Origin of the sequence: Paenibacillus solisilvae (genome assembly GCF_042656405.1) — a bacterium.
Lineage (GTDB): Bacteria > Bacillota > Bacilli > Paenibacillales > Paenibacillaceae > Paenibacillus_Z > Paenibacillus_Z solisilvae.
Map to the genome: position 1 here is coordinate 1 of NZ_JBHSOW010000110.1, position 19142 is coordinate 19142.

The 19142-nt window shown below is 50.2% G+C and carries 16 protein-coding genes and 1 pseudogene; 11 read left to right on the plus strand and 6 right to left on the minus strand.

The window, feature by feature from the left end; genetic code table 11:
- Nucleotides 1-77 precede the first annotated feature (77 nt).
- A pseudogene (locus ACFPYJ_RS28445) lies at nt 78-434 on the minus strand (ATP-binding cassette domain-containing protein); the annotation flags it as partial.
- A gap of 199 nt (nt 435-633) precedes the next feature.
- On the opposite strand from ACFPYJ_RS28445, the gene ACFPYJ_RS28450 reads away from it, so the two are divergent.
- Nucleotides 634-1611 (plus strand): ROK family protein, encoded by a 978-nt coding sequence (locus tag ACFPYJ_RS28450; RefSeq protein ID WP_379191631.1) that lies wholly within the window; start codon nt 634-636, stop codon nt 1609-1611.
- A gap of 45 nt (nt 1612-1656) precedes the next feature.
- Here the strand turns inward: ACFPYJ_RS28450 and ACFPYJ_RS28455 are convergent, their stop codons facing one another.
- A complete protein-coding gene (locus tag ACFPYJ_RS28455) occupies nt 1657-2631 on the minus strand; it encodes an MraY family glycosyltransferase (RefSeq protein WP_379191632.1) in 975 nt (324 codons plus the stop codon).
- Between the two features lie 209 nt (nt 2632-2840).
- On the opposite strand from ACFPYJ_RS28455, the gene ACFPYJ_RS28460 reads away from it, so the two are divergent.
- From ACFPYJ_RS28460 to ACFPYJ_RS28480, 5 genes are all read left to right on the plus strand, one after another.
- Entirely contained in the window at nt 2841-5306 is a 2466-nt protein-coding gene (locus ACFPYJ_RS28460) for a DUF7948 domain-containing protein (RefSeq protein WP_379191633.1), read from the plus strand.
- A 29-nt stretch (nt 5307-5335) separates the two neighbouring features.
- A complete protein-coding gene (locus tag ACFPYJ_RS28465; protein ID WP_379191634.1) occupies nt 5336-5710 on the plus strand; it encodes a hypothetical protein in 375 nt (124 codons plus the stop codon).
- Nucleotides 5711-5847: 137 nt separating this feature from the next.
- Nucleotides 5848-6648 carry an inositol monophosphatase family protein gene (locus tag ACFPYJ_RS28470; RefSeq protein ID WP_379191635.1) on the plus strand — a complete coding sequence of 267 codons (801 nt, stop codon included), beginning with the start codon at nt 5848-5850 and terminating at the stop codon, nt 6646-6648.
- Nucleotides 6649-6653: 5 nt separating this feature from the next.
- Nucleotides 6654-7550, plus strand: coding sequence for a protein phosphatase 2C domain-containing protein (locus ACFPYJ_RS28475; protein ID WP_379191646.1), 897 nt, complete (start codon nt 6654-6656; stop codon nt 7548-7550).
- Between the two features lies 1 nt (nt 7551).
- Nucleotides 7552-8340: a hypothetical protein gene (locus tag ACFPYJ_RS28480; RefSeq protein ID WP_379191636.1), complete on the plus strand. Its 789-nt coding sequence runs from the start codon at nt 7552-7554 to the stop codon at nt 8338-8340.
- A gap of 7 nt (nt 8341-8347) precedes the next feature.
- Here ACFPYJ_RS28480 and ACFPYJ_RS28485 read toward each other — a convergent pair whose 3' ends face one another.
- On the minus strand, nt 8348-9223 hold the full coding sequence (locus ACFPYJ_RS28485; protein ID WP_379191637.1) for an SDR family oxidoreductase: 876 nt from the start codon (nt 9221-9223) through the stop codon (nt 8348-8350).
- A gap of 223 nt (nt 9224-9446) precedes the next feature.
- On the opposite strand from ACFPYJ_RS28485, the gene ACFPYJ_RS28490 reads away from it, so the two are divergent.
- From ACFPYJ_RS28490 to ACFPYJ_RS28500, 3 genes are all read left to right on the plus strand, one after another.
- Entirely contained in the window at nt 9447-10055 is a 609-nt protein-coding gene (locus ACFPYJ_RS28490) for a phosphatase PAP2 family protein (protein WP_379191638.1), read from the plus strand.
- A 230-nt stretch (nt 10056-10285) separates the two neighbouring features.
- A complete protein-coding gene (locus tag ACFPYJ_RS28495) occupies nt 10286-11482 on the plus strand; it encodes a stalk domain-containing protein (protein WP_379191639.1) in 1197 nt (398 codons plus the stop codon).
- A gap of 267 nt (nt 11483-11749) precedes the next feature.
- Nucleotides 11750-12370 (plus strand): RNA polymerase sigma factor, encoded by a 621-nt coding sequence (locus ACFPYJ_RS28500; RefSeq protein ID WP_379191640.1) that lies wholly within the window; start codon nt 11750-11752, stop codon nt 12368-12370.
- Nucleotides 12371-12575: 205 nt separating this feature from the next.
- Here ACFPYJ_RS28500 and ACFPYJ_RS28505 read toward each other — a convergent pair whose 3' ends face one another.
- On the minus strand, nt 12576-15278 hold the full coding sequence (locus ACFPYJ_RS28505; RefSeq protein ID WP_379191641.1) for a UxaA family hydrolase: 2703 nt from the start codon (nt 15276-15278) through the stop codon (nt 12576-12578).
- A 355-nt stretch (nt 15279-15633) separates the two neighbouring features.
- Between ACFPYJ_RS28505 and ACFPYJ_RS28510 the strand changes: the two genes are divergently transcribed.
- On the plus strand, nt 15634-16653 hold the full coding sequence (locus ACFPYJ_RS28510) for an HD-GYP domain-containing protein (protein WP_379191642.1): 1020 nt from the start codon (nt 15634-15636) through the stop codon (nt 16651-16653).
- A gap of 88 nt (nt 16654-16741) precedes the next feature.
- Here ACFPYJ_RS28510 and ACFPYJ_RS28515 read toward each other — a convergent pair whose 3' ends face one another.
- The gene (locus tag ACFPYJ_RS28515; protein ID WP_379191643.1) at nt 16742-17074 is read right to left on the minus strand and encodes a winged helix-turn-helix transcriptional regulator; all 333 of its coding nucleotides are present in this window, start codon (nt 17072-17074) and stop codon (nt 16742-16744) included.
- 160 nt (nt 17075-17234) lie between these two features.
- On the opposite strand from ACFPYJ_RS28515, the gene ACFPYJ_RS28520 reads away from it, so the two are divergent.
- On the plus strand, nt 17235-18176 hold the full coding sequence (locus tag ACFPYJ_RS28520; RefSeq protein ID WP_379191644.1) for an aldo/keto reductase family protein: 942 nt from the start codon (nt 17235-17237) through the stop codon (nt 18174-18176).
- Between the two features lie 81 nt (nt 18177-18257).
- Here the strand turns inward: ACFPYJ_RS28520 and ACFPYJ_RS28525 are convergent, their stop codons facing one another.
- Nucleotides 18258-18863 carry a PepSY-associated TM helix domain-containing protein gene (locus ACFPYJ_RS28525; RefSeq protein ID WP_379191645.1) on the minus strand — a complete coding sequence of 202 codons (606 nt, stop codon included), beginning with the start codon at nt 18861-18863 and terminating at the stop codon, nt 18258-18260.
- Between the last annotated feature and the right edge of the window lie 279 nt (nt 18864-19142).

Sequence of the window (19142 nt, forward strand, 5' to 3'; positions counted from 1 at the left end):
GAAAAAAGCTATTACGAGCAACTCCAGGTTTCATAAAGTTGTGTCTACTATATTGACATAAGCTCAATTGTGGTTTTTTAACTGTATGAAATCCAGTATAGCTGCGGTTTTGGTCTAATTTCGCTTTCTAGCCTGTACGAAATCCAGTATAAGCTTCTAGCAGTTAAGCTGAGGTACAGGCATGCAATTCCTAAATTATGGGTTATTATTAGTAAAGTCATATTCGACTCCTGCCGGATATCCTGCAGAAGGTTCAGAATTTGAGCTTGAATAGAGACATCCAGCGCCGAGGTTGGTTCGTCCAGCACGATAAATTCAGAATTGGATGCAAGCGCCCTCGCGATGCCGAGCCGCTGCCGCTGACCTCCTGAGAATTCATGCGGATATTTCAAAGCGTGATCAGCCTGCATGCCTACCCGCTCAAGGAGTTGGGCGACGGTATCCTTCTGCTAATTAGCCGGGCAAACATGAAACTGCTTGAGTGGAAAGGCAAGCAGGTCGCCGACGGTTTTGCGAGCAGGTTGATTCAATGAATTATGTCATGTGTTATAAGATCACCTATATAGACCCTTTGCCTTTGTGCATGAATCCAAATGGGATGATAAACGGATATTGAGCTAAGGAGTGAATGTGTTGAAGCCCTATACAATTGGAATCGATCTTGGCGGAACCAATATTAAAGCAGCTATATTCGGTCACGAATATAAGACGCTAGTCGAAAGAAGCGTACCGACCGAAGCGGCAATGGGACCCGATCAGGTGCTGCAGCGAATCGTTGAGACCATTAAGGAAATGGCGCAATCCGCGAGTATCCCGCTATCCGCTGTCCGCTGCATGGGCATGGGGATCCCGGGACTCCTCAACCCGCAGGAGGGATTATCGATTTTCTCTCCTAACTTTCCGAATTGGGAAAACATTCATGTCGTTAATCGAATGAAGGCGGTGTTTGATTTTCCAACCTTTATCGATAATGATGTCCGCGTGAATCTCTATGGGGAGTGGCGGTTTGGTTCAGGCGCAGGTTACCGTAACGTCGTCCTGCTGACGCTTGGGACGGGGCTCGGATCAGGGATTGTTAATGATGGCAAGGTTGTCTATGGAACGACCTCCAGTGCCGGAGAGATCGGACACATGAACATGTATAGGGAGGGGCGGCCCTGCAGATGCGGAAGCTCGGGATGTCTTGGAAGATATGTGTCTGCGGTAGGCATGGTGAACACGATGAAGGAGAGACTTGAAGCGGGCGAACCGAGTATCGTTCAGCAATGGACGGATCATGATTCGAATGGGATCACGGCCAAAATGATTTCCGAAGCGTATGATGAGGGGGATCAGGTCGCTATCGATGTTATGCAAGAGACAGGTAAAATTCTGGGTTTTGGCTTATCTAACGTCATTAATCTATTCAACCCGGAAATCGTCATCATAGGCGGGGGGATGTCCGCTGCCGGTGACCGCTTGCTTCATACGGTGCGTGAAACGATTGCCGGCCATGCCTTGAAGCTCGCCAGAGAAGCCTGTATCGTTCAGCAAGCACGGCTTGGCGGGAATGCCGGCATGATCGGGGCGGCTGTGTATGCGAATGAGCGGTTAGAAGCAGATGATGAATAGATCGAACAAAAAGGCTCGTCCCTTTCATACAGGACGAGCCTTCTCTTACGTTTGAACCAGAAGCAGAATAATCGAAGAGAGACAGAAGCAGGTACTGACTAAACAAAGAACCATGACTACTTGTTTATGATTGAGGCCTGCGCGCAGCAGGCGGTAATGCGCTTGGCTGGCGTCTGCCTGATAGATGGACTTGCCTTGAATGAAACGTTTGGCAACGACGAACAGGTTATCGAAGATAGGAACGCCCAGTGCCAGTATGGGAATGAAGAGCGACAGAACGGTCGCTTGCTTGAATGCACCGTCCAGGGCGATTACCGCCAGGATGAATCCGATAAAGGTTGCTCCGGCATCCCCCATGAAGATTCGTGCAGGATGTTTGTTATACCTGAGATAAGCTACCGTAACTCCGACAACAATGACAGCCAGCATCGCTGAAGTCGATTGTCCTTTGGCCAATGCAACTATGAACAAGGTGATGGCGGATATGGCGGAGAGCCCGCCGGCCAGCCCATCCATGCCATCGGAGAAATTAATGACCGTCGTGACGCCGAAGATCCACAGGATCGTAAGCAGGAACTGAAGCACGATGGGTAGTACGACATATTCTCCGGACAGCGGATTGTAGAATCCGGTAAAAGCAATGCCTGATGCATAAACCAATACGGCGGCGGACATTTGCACAATGAATTTGGGGAGCGCAGGAAAATCTTTTCCCTTCGTCTTATACCAGTCATCCACAGTTCCAATGATTAATAATAATACGCCTCCGACAAAAATCGCCCCGGTTTGCAGCGTGAATTCTCTTGTAACGAGCAAATAAGTAACGAAAAATCCGATGAAGATCACATAACTTGCTGTGAGCGGGATCGGTTCCCGATGAATTTTGCGTTCCGTGTTCTTCTGAGGCTTGTCCACAAAATCAAGCCGAAATGCCAATTTTGCGAAAGGCGGAATCAATAGATAAACGATCATAAAGGATAAGACAAACGCGAGCAGGTAAAAAATACGCTTCACCACCATCTCTTATTTACTGAGAAATATTATACATTTCATTCCGGGTAAAGTCGATAAAACGAGTACAATTGACAACTTTTTCCTCGTTTTTCCCTCATTCGCGGAATCTCCATTCAACCTTCACTTGTCCAAGCCATTTGGACAAATCAGCATAAATTGAAGAGATGAAATCGTTTTTCAGGCTGTACATGATTACCTAGCAAAGTGAGGTGCATATGATGTCCGTTACAGAGCAGCGGCAGGCGGTAATGGAGACTTATGGGAAACTTCCTCTTGCCTTCATTCCGAATGCCGGACAAATGAAAGATGCGATTCGATATTATGCTCAAGGCAGAGGCTTCCGGTATGCCTTTAGCCCGGAACAAATATCGCTGACCTTCTTCGAGAGGGACTCCTTATCATGGTTTGGTCGGACAAGGACTGCGCCATTGGCAGAGGAGAACGAAGAGCAGGGAAGATGCATGAGGGGGATTAACCTGGCTTGGCGGTTCTTGAATGCCCGCCCCGGGGCGGCACCGGAAGGAATGTTACCGGTAACAGGGACTATTAATTATTTCCGCGGCAATAATTCTTCGCAGCATTTCACTCAGCTTCCTATGTACCGGGAGATCCTCTATCGGCAGGTTTGGCCGAGCATTGATGTGGTATTTCAAGGATATGCAGGAAATCTGAAATATGATGTGCTGCTGCAGCCGGGTGCATGCGTTGGTGATATCCGGTTTCACTGTGAAGGTGCAGACGGGATCCGGCTGGATGAGGAGGGTAACCTGTTGATCGCCACTCCTATGGGAACCTTCATGGACCTGAAGCCCGTTGCTTATCAGAAAGTGGAGAATATTCAGCGGCCGGTAGGCTGCAGTTTTGTCATCCGGTCTGAAACAGATGGAAGCCAGAGCATCGGGTTTGAGGTGACAGAGGAATTTGATCCTAACCTGCCCTTAGTAATCGATCCGATTCTCTTCTATTCCACTTATCTCGGGGGGAGTGCAAATGATGAAGCGCTCAGCATCGCTGTGGATGCATCCGGGAATGCCTATGTGACCGGCTACACCGAATCTGCCAATTTCCCAACCACTCCAGGCGCCTTTCAAACCGCCTTTGGAAGCGGCAGCGATGAAGTGTTTGTAACCAAGCTAAACTTAACCGGGACAGCGCTCGTCTACTCCACCTTCCTTGGGGGAAACGGAACTGAATTTGGCAACGGGATCGCTGTTGATTCATTCGGGAACGCCTATGTGACGGGCAGTACTACTTCTACTGACTTTCCCACCACCCCGGGCGCCTTTCAACCCATCTACGGCGGCGGACCAACGGATGCGTTTGTGACCAAGCTGAATGCAACCGGTACGGCGCTCATCTACTCCACCTATCTCGGGGGAACCGCGGGTGATGCAGCGGATGCCATCACGGTGGATGCATCCGGGAATGCCTTTGTATTTGGCAGTTCGGGTTCCGCTAATTTCCCGATCACCCCGGGTGCCTTTCAAACCACGGTTGGTCTATTTATAACGAAACTGAACGCGGCCGGTTCAGCTCTTATTTATTCCACCTTTCTCGGGGGAAGCGGGGTAGATTCTAGCAGCGGGATCGCTGCGGATGCTGCCGGTAATGCTTATGTGACCGGGTTTACCCAATCTGCTGATTTCCCTACCACTGCCGGCGCCTTCGATACCGTCTTGAACGGCACTCAAGATGCGTTTGTGACCAAGCTGAATGCAACCGGCACGGCTCTTGTCTATTCGACCTACCTCGGGGGAAGCAATAATGATGTTGCCTTTGGCATCGCTGTGGACACATTCGGAAACGCGCATGTGACCGGGTTTACCGCCTCCGCCGATTTCCCAACTACAGCCGGTGCTTTTGACACCACCATCAGTATTCCTGATTCTGCGTTCGTAACTAAACTGAATGCAGCCGGTACGGCGCTTATCTTCTCCACCTTCCTCGGAGGAAACGGGGGGAATCAAGGTTTTGGAATCACAGTGGATGCATCCGGGAACGTATTGGTGACAGGAGAAACGGAGTCTGCCACCTTCCCGATCACCCCAGATGCCGTGCAGAACACTTTCGGCGGTGCTGTAGATGCATTTATGACGGCGCTGAATCCAGCCGGTACGGCGCTTGTCTTCTCCACTTATCTCGGAGGGAATGATATAGACAGAGGTTTCGGTATCGCCGTGGATGCAATCGGTAACGCGTATGTTGCCGGCAGCACGCACTCCGCCAATTTCCCTACCACTGCCGGCGCCTTCGATACTGTTTTAGGTGGTTCTGTTGATGGATTTATATCGAAAATCGCATTCGTTCAATCTTTTTCTACAGGCGTCATTGCTAACCAAAGCGCGGCCGGGCCTGTAGCCTCCGCCATTCAAGTTCTCATCAGTAACGACAACTCTAGCCATACATCCAACATTGAGATAGTGGCCTTCTATCTGAGCGGCACAAGCCGGGTTCCCTTTGTGCATGAAGTGTTCGGCATAGCGCCTGGCACGGTTGTGAGCCGGAGCTATTCGACTGCGGCATTCACTGCCTTCGAAATCCAATACTCCATCGCGGGTGCGGCGCTTGCAAATATGTTGGTTTCTGTCTTCCCAATAGACGATCAAGGAAATGCTGTGGCCGCCGGACGCGTCATTCAGGCTGAAGCTGAACCGATTTTTACGATCACGCCTGTTCCTTAGTTTGAGTGAAACGAAAGGAGGTGAAACCTATGCCTGCATTTAGCAGCGGACCTATCTTAAATAGCGGTTCAAACCCATCGACCAGTGTAAAAATGTTGATCAGCAATGAGGATTTGGCTGCAGCAGCTACGATTGAGCTGGAAGTATTCCTGGTCACAATAAGTTCAACCGGAGCTCCAAAGGTTCCCGTAGCGCATCAACTTTTCAGCTTATCTCCCCAACAGGTCGCGACCAGGGAGGTAGGTATTGCAGGGTTTCCTGGTTATGAAACACAATTTAACGTTACCGGCTCGAATGTCGTCATCGATGTTTTCGCCACAGACGCCGACGGCCGCTTAAACGACGCACAACGCGTACTTCAGCCGGAAGAATCAACCATTTCGGCCATCACTCCAGTGCCCTAGCCCTTATGTGGTCCGAACTCGGGAGGGAATGTTTTCCTCGGCAGCATTCTGCGATAAGATGAATAGGGTGAGGCAGCTCGTCAGCCTTGCCCTATTTTACTGGGTTATCACAATTGGAATCATGGATGGAGGCTCACATGGACATTCGCACGCTAACGATTGCTAAAGAAATCGCTTCTGCCGCTGCATTAGAGGCAGGAAGGCTGGCCCGCAGCCGATTCGATACCCTTAATCACTATGAAGAGAAGGATGCATCTGGGGATATGGTCACGGAGGTCGATCATCTTGCAGAAGCAACCATTTTGAAGAAAATTCAGAGTGTGTTTCCGGAGCATCGCATCCGTTCTGAAGAGATCGGGGACAATCATGCAGACAGTAAGTGGATGTGGATGGTTGATCCGCTTGACGGCACGAATAACTTTGCGGTCGGTTTGCCTCTGTTCTCGGTATCCATAACACTGCTTTATGAGCAAAAGCCGGTTATGGCCGTCATTTATGAGCCCATCACGGATCGTTTATATGTATCTTGCAGGAATGAAGGCGCATGCTGTAATACAGAGCCGCTATCGATGAACAACGCGAAGGATTTTAAGAGAGCGACTGTAGGCTGGATTCAAGGGCATAAGGTGCAAAATGAAGAGAGAGCCGTTAAGCTGAGGCATTACATAGATGTGAATACGAAGCGAATGATGCGGTTATGGGCGCCGACCCTGCAGTGGAATATGCTTGCTAGAGGAGATATGCACGGCATCATTGTATATAACTCTGAGGGGGATGATTTGTATTCCGGATTGCTGATGGTCCAAGAAGCCGGCGGTACAGTGGTGGATTTTAGCGGCAGGCCCTTTCAAGAACGGATGGCTGAGCCTTATTTGATCGCCTGTGCGCCTAAGCATGTGGATTACTTCTTAAAACTGGTTCAAGAAGGATTGAGGTGACAGGGATGCAGATTACGGCAGTTTCCATCCAAGGCAGCAGCCCTTTAAACGAGGACGCCCTGATCAGGAACGATGCAGCGCAGCTCTTTGGTGTTATTGACGGCGCTTCGTCGCTAATTCCATACAAGCGTCCAAGCGGAGAAACGGGCGGATACCTCGCAGCTCAAATTACGGCGGATTACTTTAATGAACGTTCGGGAAGCGATATTGCTGAGGGAGCGCATGGTTTGCTGGAAGCCTTTGAAGCGGTTAACGCTCAGCTTCGGGAGCAAATGATAGAATCCGGCGTAAGCCTGGAACGAAAGGAAGATCTTTGGAGCGCGTGCGGAGCTGTTGTTCGCGTGAAGCCTAGATGGATTGAGTTTGCACAGCTCGGGGACTGCATGATTGCGGTCTATTATATGGATGGTACGATTCGCATCGTCACGCAGGATCAGGTGGCGCATGTCGATGACAGAAGCAAGGCGGTGTGGGCGCAGGGGATTGCTGAGGGTATAACGGCTGGAGATCAGCTGCGTCATTATGTGCTGCCTCAAATTATTAGCGGCCGCAGCCTGGCCAACTCGCCTGGCGGTTATTCGGTATTGAATGGAGATCCGCATTTCGCAGACTACGCCGAGTATGGGCGGATCAGCCGGACGAATGTCCGGGCGCTGCTGCTGTTCTCAGACGGGCTGTATGTGCCGAAGCCGGCCGGGATCTCCGATAAAGACGGGGCTGTCGAAGTGGCTTCTCTTGTTCAAGAGAAGGGAGTGCTTCCTTTCATCCAGTGGCTGACTGAGCTTGAAGAATCAGATCCGGATGGTTTGCAGTTCCCGCGAATGAAGAGATCGGATGACAAATCGGCGATTTGGATTGAACTGAAGCAGGAGCAGGAGCAGGAGCAGGAGCAGGAGGATTAACATGTTCGAGCGGTATATCGGCATTGACTATTCGGGCAAGGGATTACCAAGGCAAAAGCACACCGCGATTCAAATCTTCGAATCGACTGCTGCCGAGGAGCCCTGCCGGGCATGGGGCAGAAGCAGCTGGTCCAGAGAAGGCGTTCATCTTTATTTGGCCGAATCTCTGGAAGCGCAGCGGGCGGGGAGGCAGGGAGCGATGATTGTGGGGATGGATCATGGTCTTTCTTTTCCGCTTTCGTATTTTCAGGATGCGGCACGAGGCAAGCCCGTGCTTCGTTCCTATGATGAATTTTTGACGCATTTTGATCAGCATTGGGGCGGGGTGAAGGAGCTCCCTGTGTCGGCTATACAATCGCCGACGCTGCCCTATCGCAATCCGACTGAGCTTAGGCTGACTGAGAAATTCACTTCCTCGGCCAAAAGTGTGCTGAACTTGAATCCAACCCTTATTTCAGTCGCATTCTCCACCCATGCCGGCATTCCATGGCTCTGCGAGCTTCGGCGGTCATTCGGGGATGTGCTTCATGTATGGCCGTATGATGGCCTGATTCCGGCGGATAACAAAAGTGTAATAGCTGAGGTTTATCCCTCATTGCTCTACAGCCGCTACACCTATCCGGAGGAGCTTGTCAAGCGGGATGAGAAGGATGCATATGCCGTGTCACAATGGCTAAGAGAGCAGGATGCCGGCGGCACCCTGTGCCACTATATGAGCCTGTTGACGCTAACCTCTCAGCAGCGCGATGAAATTGTCCCTTTGGAAGGCTGGATTCTCGGGGTTCTATAAGTTCTTCTTACTTATAAAATCCTTGCTCTGCCGCGTAATTTCCCCAATGCGGGCGGCTTCCGTCCTCATCGGTAAACCGGTATTCCTCGGACAATCCCCAGGAGGTGAGAATGCTCCCGGTTTTCTCCATAATTTTCGGATCTGCAGCGAGTGCAGCCACCGCTCTGCCGATGTAGGCAGGGGTCTCTGACATCAGGAAATGCGGATCCTTCCCGGCTGCATCCCGCCAGTTCTCTTCTGTAACACCGAAATGCTCCAGCATCGCCTCCGAACGCAGAAAGCCGGGGCTTACGGCTACAGAAGCCACTTGATGCGGGCGCAGATCCGCTGCCATCGCTTGAGCGAGGTGGATGACAGATATTTTGGCTAAGCTGTAATATAAGCTGCCTCTGTACCGATAATCGAAGCCGTCGGTGATTTCAATAATGAGTCCAGAGTTGTTATCGATCATGAGCGGTGCCGCATAATAGCTTGCTATCATATGGGTATGAACTCCGCGCTTCTGAATGAGCAAACCGTCATGGAGCGAATGCTCCCAGAAGGGCTGCTCCCACATGGTCAGCGGATCGCCGCCCCACACATCGTTGACGAGAATATCGAGTCGGCTGCCCTGCTCCAGAGCGATGCGATCGAATAAGGCCCGCACTTCGGACTCCACGGAATAATCCGTCCGGACAGCAATGCCGACACCCCCTGCGGCAGCTACGAGCTCAGCGGTTTCTTCAATGGTTTCCGCTCTTCCCATATCAGACAGACTGCCGCGGACACTTCGTCCCGTGACATATACGGTTGCTCCTGCCTCACCAAGCTTCACCGCAATCCCTCGTCCGGCACCCCGCGTCGCACCTGCGACAACTGCTATTTTTCCTTGCAGTGGTTTCATACTCGAATCTCTCCTTTAACGTTGTTAATCTCCTATAGTTTATCCCCCCATCACTGACAGCCATGGTCATGTAAAGAATTTTTTTGGGACTGAATTTCCCCTTCAAGGGAATAAGAAGATCCTTCCGAAGCAGCAGGGGCAGATTCTAGCAAACGGCTGTTTTTTTAAAAGGCAATTAGCGTATAATAAGGGAATATTTCATACATATGGGGGTTAAATATCGATGTGGTTAATGCTGCTGCTGCTTGCTCTGGCCGGGTTTGAGGGACTGTCTGTCTTGATCAGCCGGAACCAGCTCAAGCAGTTCGATGAGTCTATTATTCAAATCGTACAAGGCTGGGAGAGCCCTGCACTGACCCGAATAGCCGAGCTGTTCTCGAAGATCGGATCCTCTTCCGTCACGATTCCATTGATTATTGCTTTGGCGGTCATTTTATTTATCGTGCTTAAGCATCGTAAGGAGCTTATTCTGCTGATTGGCGGGATGCTGGGGTCGACCCTGCTCAATGAACTGTTGAAACGATTGTATCACCGGACCCGTCCTGACATTCATCGTATCGCCGAGGAGCAGGGCTACAGCTTTCCGAGCGGCCATTCTATGGCGGCTTTCTCCTTATATGCACTCCTGATTTTCATTCTTTGGCGTCATATACCGAGCCGGGGAGGCAGAACCGCTCTGATTATCTTTGGCCTGTGCATGATTCTGTGCATCGGTTTAAGCCGGATCTATCTAGGCGTTCATTATCCATCGGATATATTGGGCGGCTATTGGGTAAGCGCCTGCTGGGTTGCGGTATGTATCCGGTTATTTCGGCGCTCGGAACGCCGGTAAACAAACGCTGTACAGCCGAATAATGGCTGCCGCGGGCCTATAAGCCATCGTAATCTAGCGATGAAGATCATCTCTGGCAAAGCTTGGGGAGGACTCATAAAGGGGTTGACTGATGATTCACGTCAAGGCTATTTCCTAATATCTCAAACAAATGTAATATTTCCCGATTGAATCCATTCGTTATTATGACTAGAATAGGATGAATCTATTCATAGAAACGAGGCTGTACCATGATTAAACGTTGGATGATAGCGGCAATAACCGCTATGCTAGTACTAGTTATGTCTGCGGGAACGGTATCCGCGGCAAGTGCGCCCAAGCCGATACATATCGTGCTGAACGGGCAAGAAGTTGTTTTTTCAGTGGCTCCTAAAGCGATAAGCGGAAAAACCTATGTGGAATTTCGTACATTGTTCCAGACATTGGGGTACAAAGTGGATTATGTGGCAGCGACCAAGAAGATAAAAGCAACTTCTTCCGTTCGCAGCATCGAAATGAGCACAAGCGGTACGAGCGCATTAATCGATGGCAAGAAAGTAGCGACGAACGGAGAAATGAAAATCATAAATGGGCGTACGTTAGTGGGTGTCCGGTTTATCGCAACGCTGTCCGCCAAGAAAGTGGAATGGAACGCCGCGAAGCAGACGGTATTCATTACAGATATCGGGCCGACTGCGCAGCAAAAGGCTGCCGTATTCCAGGTACTGACTAAATTGACGCAAGCGGAAGCGGCGGGTGATGCGAACGCATTCCTGGCTGTATTCCATTCGAAGTCGCCGCAGGCAGACGGACTTAAGGCAAGTATTCCGGATCAGTTCGCTCGAATGAAAACGCAAACGGTTATTTTGGATAAAGAAATCGATTCTTATTCGGCAGCTGAAGCGGTGCTGGTAACCACGGAGCAGACGCGTAAGGTGAGCGGCACAGGCTTCTTCCCGGACAATGTCAGCCAAATGAGCTATACACTCCGCAAAGAAACGAATGGCCAATGGGCGATTTATTCCGCTGAGCAGCTATCATTAGAGGTACTTGATGTGGACAGCCTTTGGAAGCAGGAAATTCAAGCGCCTGATGCCGATCAGCAAGCCATTAAAGCCCTGCTCGATGCCCAGGCACAAGCCATTAATGAAGAAGACGTAGAAGCCTACGGAGCAACGATTAATCAAGACTATCCAGGGGCGGAGGAAGATCTGGCGGGACTTGCGGATTTGTTTGCTTCTGTAAATTTGAAGATGGTTATCGAGAAGAGCGCCATTGTTGAAATCAGCGAAGATTCAGCCTCCATACTCGCCTCCGTTACAGTCGAGCAGACAGACGGCGACGATATTCCGTCTACCCGTTCCATTTCCCTAATGACACTAACAAAGGTGAATGGCAAATGGCTGCTTGACCCAGGTATCTCTGATTTGTACAGTGAAGATCTCTAAGCGAAGAAACGCATGACAATCGGGATTTTCACGATCATCTGCATATTTATTCCAATAGCCTCCAATTCCTTTATGCTGGGAATCGGAGGTTTTTTGTATTTATTATTCGAAAAATTAGTTCATATTTAGGAGAAGCAGAAGCTGCCTGGTTTCTCGCCTTTCGTATGGGCTGCGTTGTTCATATTATTTTCACAGTACACTGTTAGACTAGTAGTCATGAGGAATAACTCAATCGACAACAAGCTGATAAGCGAGGAGGAAGGAAGCATGAAGCCTTGGGCTGATTTCGAGGATACCATAGCTCCGCATCTTAATCATGTGCGGATATACTGCTTTTATTTAACCGCATCCAAATGGGAATCGGAGGATCTGCTCCAGGATGCTCTGCTAAGGGCCTTCATGCACTACCGGAAAACGGGAGAGCTCCGGCACCCCCGATCGCTGCTCTATAAAATCGCTAAGAACCTGCACATTGATGCTCATCGCAGGCGTAAAGGAACCTTGCTCCCCCTGGATGAAGCGCTCCAGCAGCCGTATTATGACCCGAATTACGCATCTGTTCGCGGCCTGCTGGAATGGGTGGCCGAGCATCTCTCTGAACGGGAGGGGGAGATGCTTCTGCTGGCTGAAGTCTTTCATTATTCCTACCAAGACATCGCAGATGAATTACAATGTACTGTCCCTGCGGTCAAGATGGTCCTGCACCGCTCCAAAATTACACTTCGCAATTCAGGAGGCGAGCATGAACGGATGCTTCCTGCAGCTGCAGCCAATCCCTCTCGTAAACCGACCATCCCAAAATCCAGAAAAAAGAAAGCTATCGAACGCTGGACGCGTGCTTTAATGACCTATGAATGGAAAAAATCCGAGTTCATCACCGTGAAGTAATATCCGATGTCATCCTCTTTACCGATAATTTTCGATAATGTTCTTGTAAACTGCCTAATATTTTACATATTCGTGTATGGATTATATAATCCTCCCTGTCAGCTAAACTTCCTGCCGTTCCCCGTCAACACAAAAACCCGGGAGCGAGGTGCTTTTCTCAAAGTACCTCGCTCCCGGGTCACAGTTCTCCCTGCCCTCATTCAAATCACAACGAAACACCCAAGAACCCGCGCGTGAATTGGAAATCCACGTTCCCCTGCTGGAAGAGACGCGGCGTATAGCGATGCTCAATGGTTTGCTTGCAGTGCTCGAGAATCTGCTGCGTCCACGCGTTCGGATCACCTGCGAGCATCACATCCAAATCCTTGCCATCGTACTGCCGCATCGCAGGTTCCGACGCCATCTGCAGCATAGGAACGAACGGATGCACCTGCATCGGACGATTGCCGACTAGCGCGATCATGATTTCCACACCTGTGGCGCCGAGGCCCGTAATCGTCTCCACCCAATGCTCGGTCGGCGTCTCCATGATGTGGAAGCCATTGCGGCGGACATGCTCACCATAGGTGATGGAAGGACGGACATCCGATACGGTGAATAAACGGTTGCTGTAAGCAGCCGTGGTCAGCAATCCGCTGTTCTGAGGCACAACGACCAAGCCGCCTGCGTCGACGATCATTTGGGTCAGCTTCGCAAGCTGCTCTCCCGCGTCATCGGAGATGGAACCATCGCTTAGGATGCCAATTCGCAGTCCTTCCAGTCCGACCGACTCTTTCTCGGCTGCGCTGGCTGCTGCCAATTGATCGGCAAACCAGGCCTCTACCTTCTGCGTCACCTTCGTAATACCGCCGTCCAGCTGAATGCTGGCAAAACCAACCCGGTCCGCGTCAACGCCCATCTCTTCCATCTGGTGGCGCATGAAATCGTTGTGGGTTTTCTCGCAGCCGTGCTCGAGCATCAGACAATGTCGCACCATCGGATGGGTGACATAGCCGATCATCGTTCGCGCATACAGTTCTTCCGCTTGGCCCCCTGAATTTCCGCAGCCTTCCGTATGAGCCAAAGCCACGAAGCGCGAAATCTCCGGCTGCCCGGCACCTTGTTTGTTGAGCCGCTGCGTAATCATGTTGGCTACCTGTCCGGCGCAAAGACTGGTCGGCAGGATGAGACCGATATTGTCGCTGGCTCGAGTATCTTGATGACGGGTAAAGGTGAATTCGATTGGTCTTTCCACCGCTCCCGCATCCGCTTGGATGGCGATCGGCTCTCCTGACGGCACAGGAGGATGGAGCAATGTCTCCAGCTGGCTCGCATCGTTCTGCTGCCAATTGCGCCAGATCTGCACCTGGGCATGACCGGCCTTCTCGCCAACACTGCGCTGACCCGAGGCAATTTTAATGGTTAGGTCGAAGACCTCTTGGCCAAGCTCCTCCATAGACTTGCCTTCCAGATACTGACCGGCATTGACATCCATATCATTGGACAGCAATTGGAAGCGGCTCGTCGTCGTGACAACCTTGACCGTCGGCACATAGGGGAAGTTCGTGATCGAGCCGTTACCCGTCGTAAAGAAAATCATGTTGCAGCCTGCAGCCACCTGTCCGGCGATGCTCTCAAGGTCATTGCCGGGGCTGTCCATGAAATAATAGCCGCCATCCTTCATGAGCTCCCCATACTCTGTGGCATAATCGAGGCGCGTGAATGGATCTTTCTTGCGGGCCGCACCGATGGATTTGAGATAAATGTTATATAGACCGCGATATTTGTTCCCGCCGGATGGATTTCCTTCCGCGCTCGACCCATGCCAGGACGTGCGCTCCCTGAAACGGTTCACCAGCTCCAGGAACTTGCGGGCGGTTTCCACATTGCGTACCTTCGACAGGACATAAGGCTCCGCGCCAATTAGTTCATCGGTTTCCGCCAGGCTCGCAGCGCCGCCGTACCGCACCAATTCTTCTGAAATCCAGCCCAGCAGCGGATTCGCCGAAATGCCGGAAAAAGCATCCGAGCCGCCGCACTGCAGTCCGATCTTCAGGTTGCTGATGGATTCGCTTGTCCGCTGCATCGCATTGACTGCCGGCAGCCATTCGCGTACAATCGCTTCGCCTGTGGCCAAATTCTCTTCAAAACCGCCTTGCAGCGATACGAATTTGTGCAGCACGTCATGGATGGGATAATTGTGCTCGCGCAGGTAGGACTCCACCATCCGATTGGTTACCGGTTCGCTGCCATAATCGACCACCAAGACTGCGCCGACGTTGGGGTTTACCATAAATCCGGCGAGCGTCCGCAGCAGTAAATCCAAGTTATTCGGCTTCTCGGTGCCGCCTTCCGTATGCGCCGCAGGGACAATGCCATCAATATTCGGGTAGTTCTTCAAGTCCGCTTGCAGACGACCGGCGAGCTGCTTTACGTAGCTGCCCGTGCGGGAGGTGGTCCCAAGCAGAACTACATGGTTGCGAGTACCGACGCCTCGGGCTTCACAGCGGCGATAGCCCATGAACGTACGCGTTTCCGCGTACGCTGGAGCTGCCGCCGCAGGCTGAAAGCCAGCCTCGTCCAGCACAAAAGGAGGCACATGATCTTCAAAATTCGGCTCCGCCGGAAGAGCAAACTTCAGCTGACGCACGCTAAGCTCGTGCAATACCGACTCGTTGATTACATAGTGGCCGGGCTGGATCGCTTGCAGCGCCGCGCCGAAGGGCATTCCCCAAGAAAGCAGGTCTTCGCCGGGAGCAATCGCCTTCACCGTAAACCGATGGCCCTCCATAACCGTATAATCCAAGGTTAACGTATGGCCTTCATAATGAATGACAGTGCCCGCGTCCAGTTGGCGAGTCGCAACGGCACAGTTATCCCCGGGCAAGGGGAGTCTAGCAGCTTCGTCAAATTGGTAAATTACGTTCATCGATTTCACGCTCCTATTTTCAAACTGTCTCTTAAACGAATTATATCGATCTACTTTAGTAAACGCTTTCACATTCTTCATAAATAGCTGTATTCGGGCCATTCCTATTTCAGATTATATACTATGTTATACGAAACGATATACAGGTGAACTCCACTATTTTTCTAGCAATGACGTTCATGCCTGATGTAGCGATAAAAAGGGCAATATTTGGTCGAAAATTTCGCGAAAATAGAGAATTCGAACTAACTGTTAACGAATTCTATGGGACAATTGTCCAGTAAACATGGTAAAGTATTCATATTGAATAAATTCCCATGTTAGGAATCGATAATTACGATTTGGCGGAGGCGCTATGAGACAATTTTTGGGGAAAACGTTGAAAAATGATGTCATGAATGCTTTTGGTGTCACGGTTTTACCCGCCGGAACAGTGCTGCAGGCAGAACATTTGTTGGTACTTGAAAATCATAAAATCGATAACGTTTCTGTTTTTCTCGAAATAGCTGAAATGAAAGAGAAGAAAGAAAGCACTACGCCGCATGCAGTCGTCAAAGGGGTTGTTGCCAATGCGAAGAAGCTTTATCACTCTTTTCATGAAACTGGGGTCGTCCCGGTGAATGAACTGCAGGATGAGGTTATCCCTGCCGTACAGGATATAGCGAACCATCCGAACATATTCGTGCTGTTTGAAGCGGTAAAGGCTCAGGATGACTACACCTACCAGCATAATATCGGTGTAGGAGTACTTTCGACGCTTATTGGGAAATGGCTTAATTTAAGCGAAGAATCTTTAAAGGCGCTTACTTTTGCAGCAACCCTCCATGATATCGGTAAGCTTCGGATACCTCAGGAGATTCTGGACAAGCCCGGCAAGCTGACGGAGGAGGAGTTCGAAATCGTTAAGAAGCATGCCATTTATGGCTATGAGATCTTGAAGAATACGCAGGGTGTCAGCTATAGAACTGCTTTGGTTGCTTTACAGCATCATGAGCGGGAAGACGGCGGGGGTTATCCGCTCGGACTGGGCTCGGATAAGATCGATTTGTTTAGTAAAATCGTTGCCATCGCCGATATCTTTCATGCCATGTCCTCCAAACGGCCCTATCATGATGCACTTCCGTTCTACGAGGTTGTCCGGCAAATGAAAGAGGGTTATTTCGGCAAGCTTGACCCTACAATTGTTTCGGTCTTCCTGGATAATATATTGACGAAGATGGTCGGCCAGAAAGTCATCCTGACGGATGATCGTGTTGGAGAAATCGTCTATATTAACCCGCATGAAGAAGAAGCTCCGCTCATTAAAGTAGATGACGAATTCATAGATTTATCCTGCGTTCGAACCCTGCGGATTAAACAGATCATCGGTTTATAAGGTATGCAAAAACCAAAAAACCATCACCACCGGCATATTGGCCTGTGTTGATGGTTTTTCTCCATGTAGTCCGTTCTTGATCTGTGGCCTACGTCCACTTCGCTGCCCACAGCTTCATTTCTTTGAACATTTGATGCAGATCCTCGCCTTTAGGCGTTAAAGTATATTCGACCGTTACAGGGACGGTTGGAAAAACATGCCGCTCCAGTACACCCTGCTCCTCCAAATGGCGCACGGTACTCGTTAATGCCCGAGGACTAACGGCTGGAATCAGCCGCTGCAGCTCACCGAATCGCCGGGTACCGCAGAAGAGCTCCCGAAGGACGAGAAAAGCCCATTTACCGCCAATAACATCTAATGTTCTCTCAATATTGCAATCAATAACGAGCGGTTCTTTGGGGACATAATTACTCTCAGTCATGAGGACGATCTCCTTCTCTATTATAGTAACATTAAGTATAGTATATATAGATACTATAATAAAGTGACAATTATTTCACTACTTTAAAAAGAATACGAATATGAATACAATAACATAGGAAGCAGAAATGTAAATAGATTATCTATGTGGAGGTACACAAATGAATTATCGCAAACTTGGTGGAAGTGGACTGAAAGTGAGTGAAATCAGCTTAGGAAGCTGGTTGACTTATGGTGGATATGTAGAACGCGAGAATGCAGTGAAAGCAATTCAGACTGCATACGGGTTAGGTATTAATTTCTTTGATACTGCGAACGTCTATGAGCGAGGAGCAGCGGAGACTTTACTTGGTGAAACCATTAAAGCTTTTCCGCGCGACTCCTATGTACTGGCGACCAAAGCGTTCTGGCCGATGGGTGAGGGCCCGAACGATCGCGGTCTATCGCGCAAACATGTGATCGAGCAGTGCAACGCTAGCTTGAAGCGTCTTGGTGCCGATTATGTTGATATTTTCTACTGTCACCGTCATGATCCGGAAACACCGCTTCATGAGACGCTTCGTGCGATTGACGATCTGATCCGTCAAGGCAAAGTGCTGTATGTCGGTGTAAGTGAATGGACAGCCGCACAGATGGCTGAAGGATTAGCGGTTGCTGATCGTTACCTGCTTGATCGTATTGTCGTCAATCAGCCGGTATACAACATGTTGAACCGATATATTGAAAAGGAAGTTATCCCGTTCGGTGAGCAGAATGGCATCGGACAAGTTGTATTCTCGCCTCTTGCCCAGGGGCTGCTTACCGGCAAATACAATTCCGCGTCCGAGCTTCCGGAGGGAAGCCGTGCTTCCAAGCTGGAGTGGGTGCGTAATGGGATTACCGAGGAGAAGATTAGTCAAGTCCGTGAGCTGTCTGCGATTGCAGCGGAGCTTGATATCACGACTGGCCAATTGGCGCTTGCTTGGATCCTGCGTCAGCCGAATGTGGCCAGCGCACTAGTCGGCGCGAGCCGTCCGGAGCAAGTCGTTGAGAATGTGAAAGCGTCCGGTATTGTTCTCTCCGATGAAGTTAAAGATCGGATCGAGAAGATCCTCGTTGTTTAAACCATTCAGAATTATCAAATAGATGAGAAGGGCCGCCTTTCCAAGCAGATGGATCTGCTTGAATGGGCGGCCTTTTTCGTCTTAAGATTCGATTAAGGATGTGTTATTGGATCTGCGGCGCTGTTTGCTTTGGCTTTGCCCCTTAAGTACACGGATCGATAAATAAATGCCGGTGAGTGTCATGAAGATTAAGCTTACAGCCGTTAAATCAACGACAATTTTGAAGCTGTTGCCATAGATCATCCCTTCGTGGAGCTTCTTCGCAAACCCTACGATTCCGCCCTCGCCTTGTTCACCGCCGCCGGGGAATCCTTGACCGATTGGCCGCTGCTGCATCTGCTGCCTTTGGTCAGCGGTACCTGAATCACTAACGCTCTGATCGCTGTTTGATGGAGTAGAGCCGCCGCCTGGGGTTGTACCCGTCTGTGCCTGCTGGTTGCCGCCGTCGGTATTACCCGCGGAATCAGCAATGAGGCCCCCGCTGGTATCGCCGCTGGAGCTTGCTCCATTATTAGCGGCAGCCCCGTTGAAACTTCCGCTCATCTCCATTCGGGGCATCTCGCCGCGTGAGGAGCCGCCTGCTAACCATGGTTCTGAAAGGAGTAGACCCGTAACCGATTGAATGAGTATAAATACAGATGAGATAAGACCAATCCATAAGTGCAGCTTTCTTGTTTTCTTCATCATTCACTACCCCGCCTTCATCAAATTAATTCTCACCGCCTACATTAAGGAATCAATCTGAAGCATCTATGAAGACGGGCTGAAAGTTTGCTGAATAGGAGAGAGTGCTGCCAACTCCGGACTACCCCCATACTGGATAAATCCAGTTATTATGCACCTTCAAGATACCAAATGACCTCTATACTGGATTTATCCATTTAAAAATGCCGAACACTGAGCTTATGTCAATATAGTAGACACAACTTTATGAAACCTGGAGTTGCTCGTAATAGCTTTTTTCGA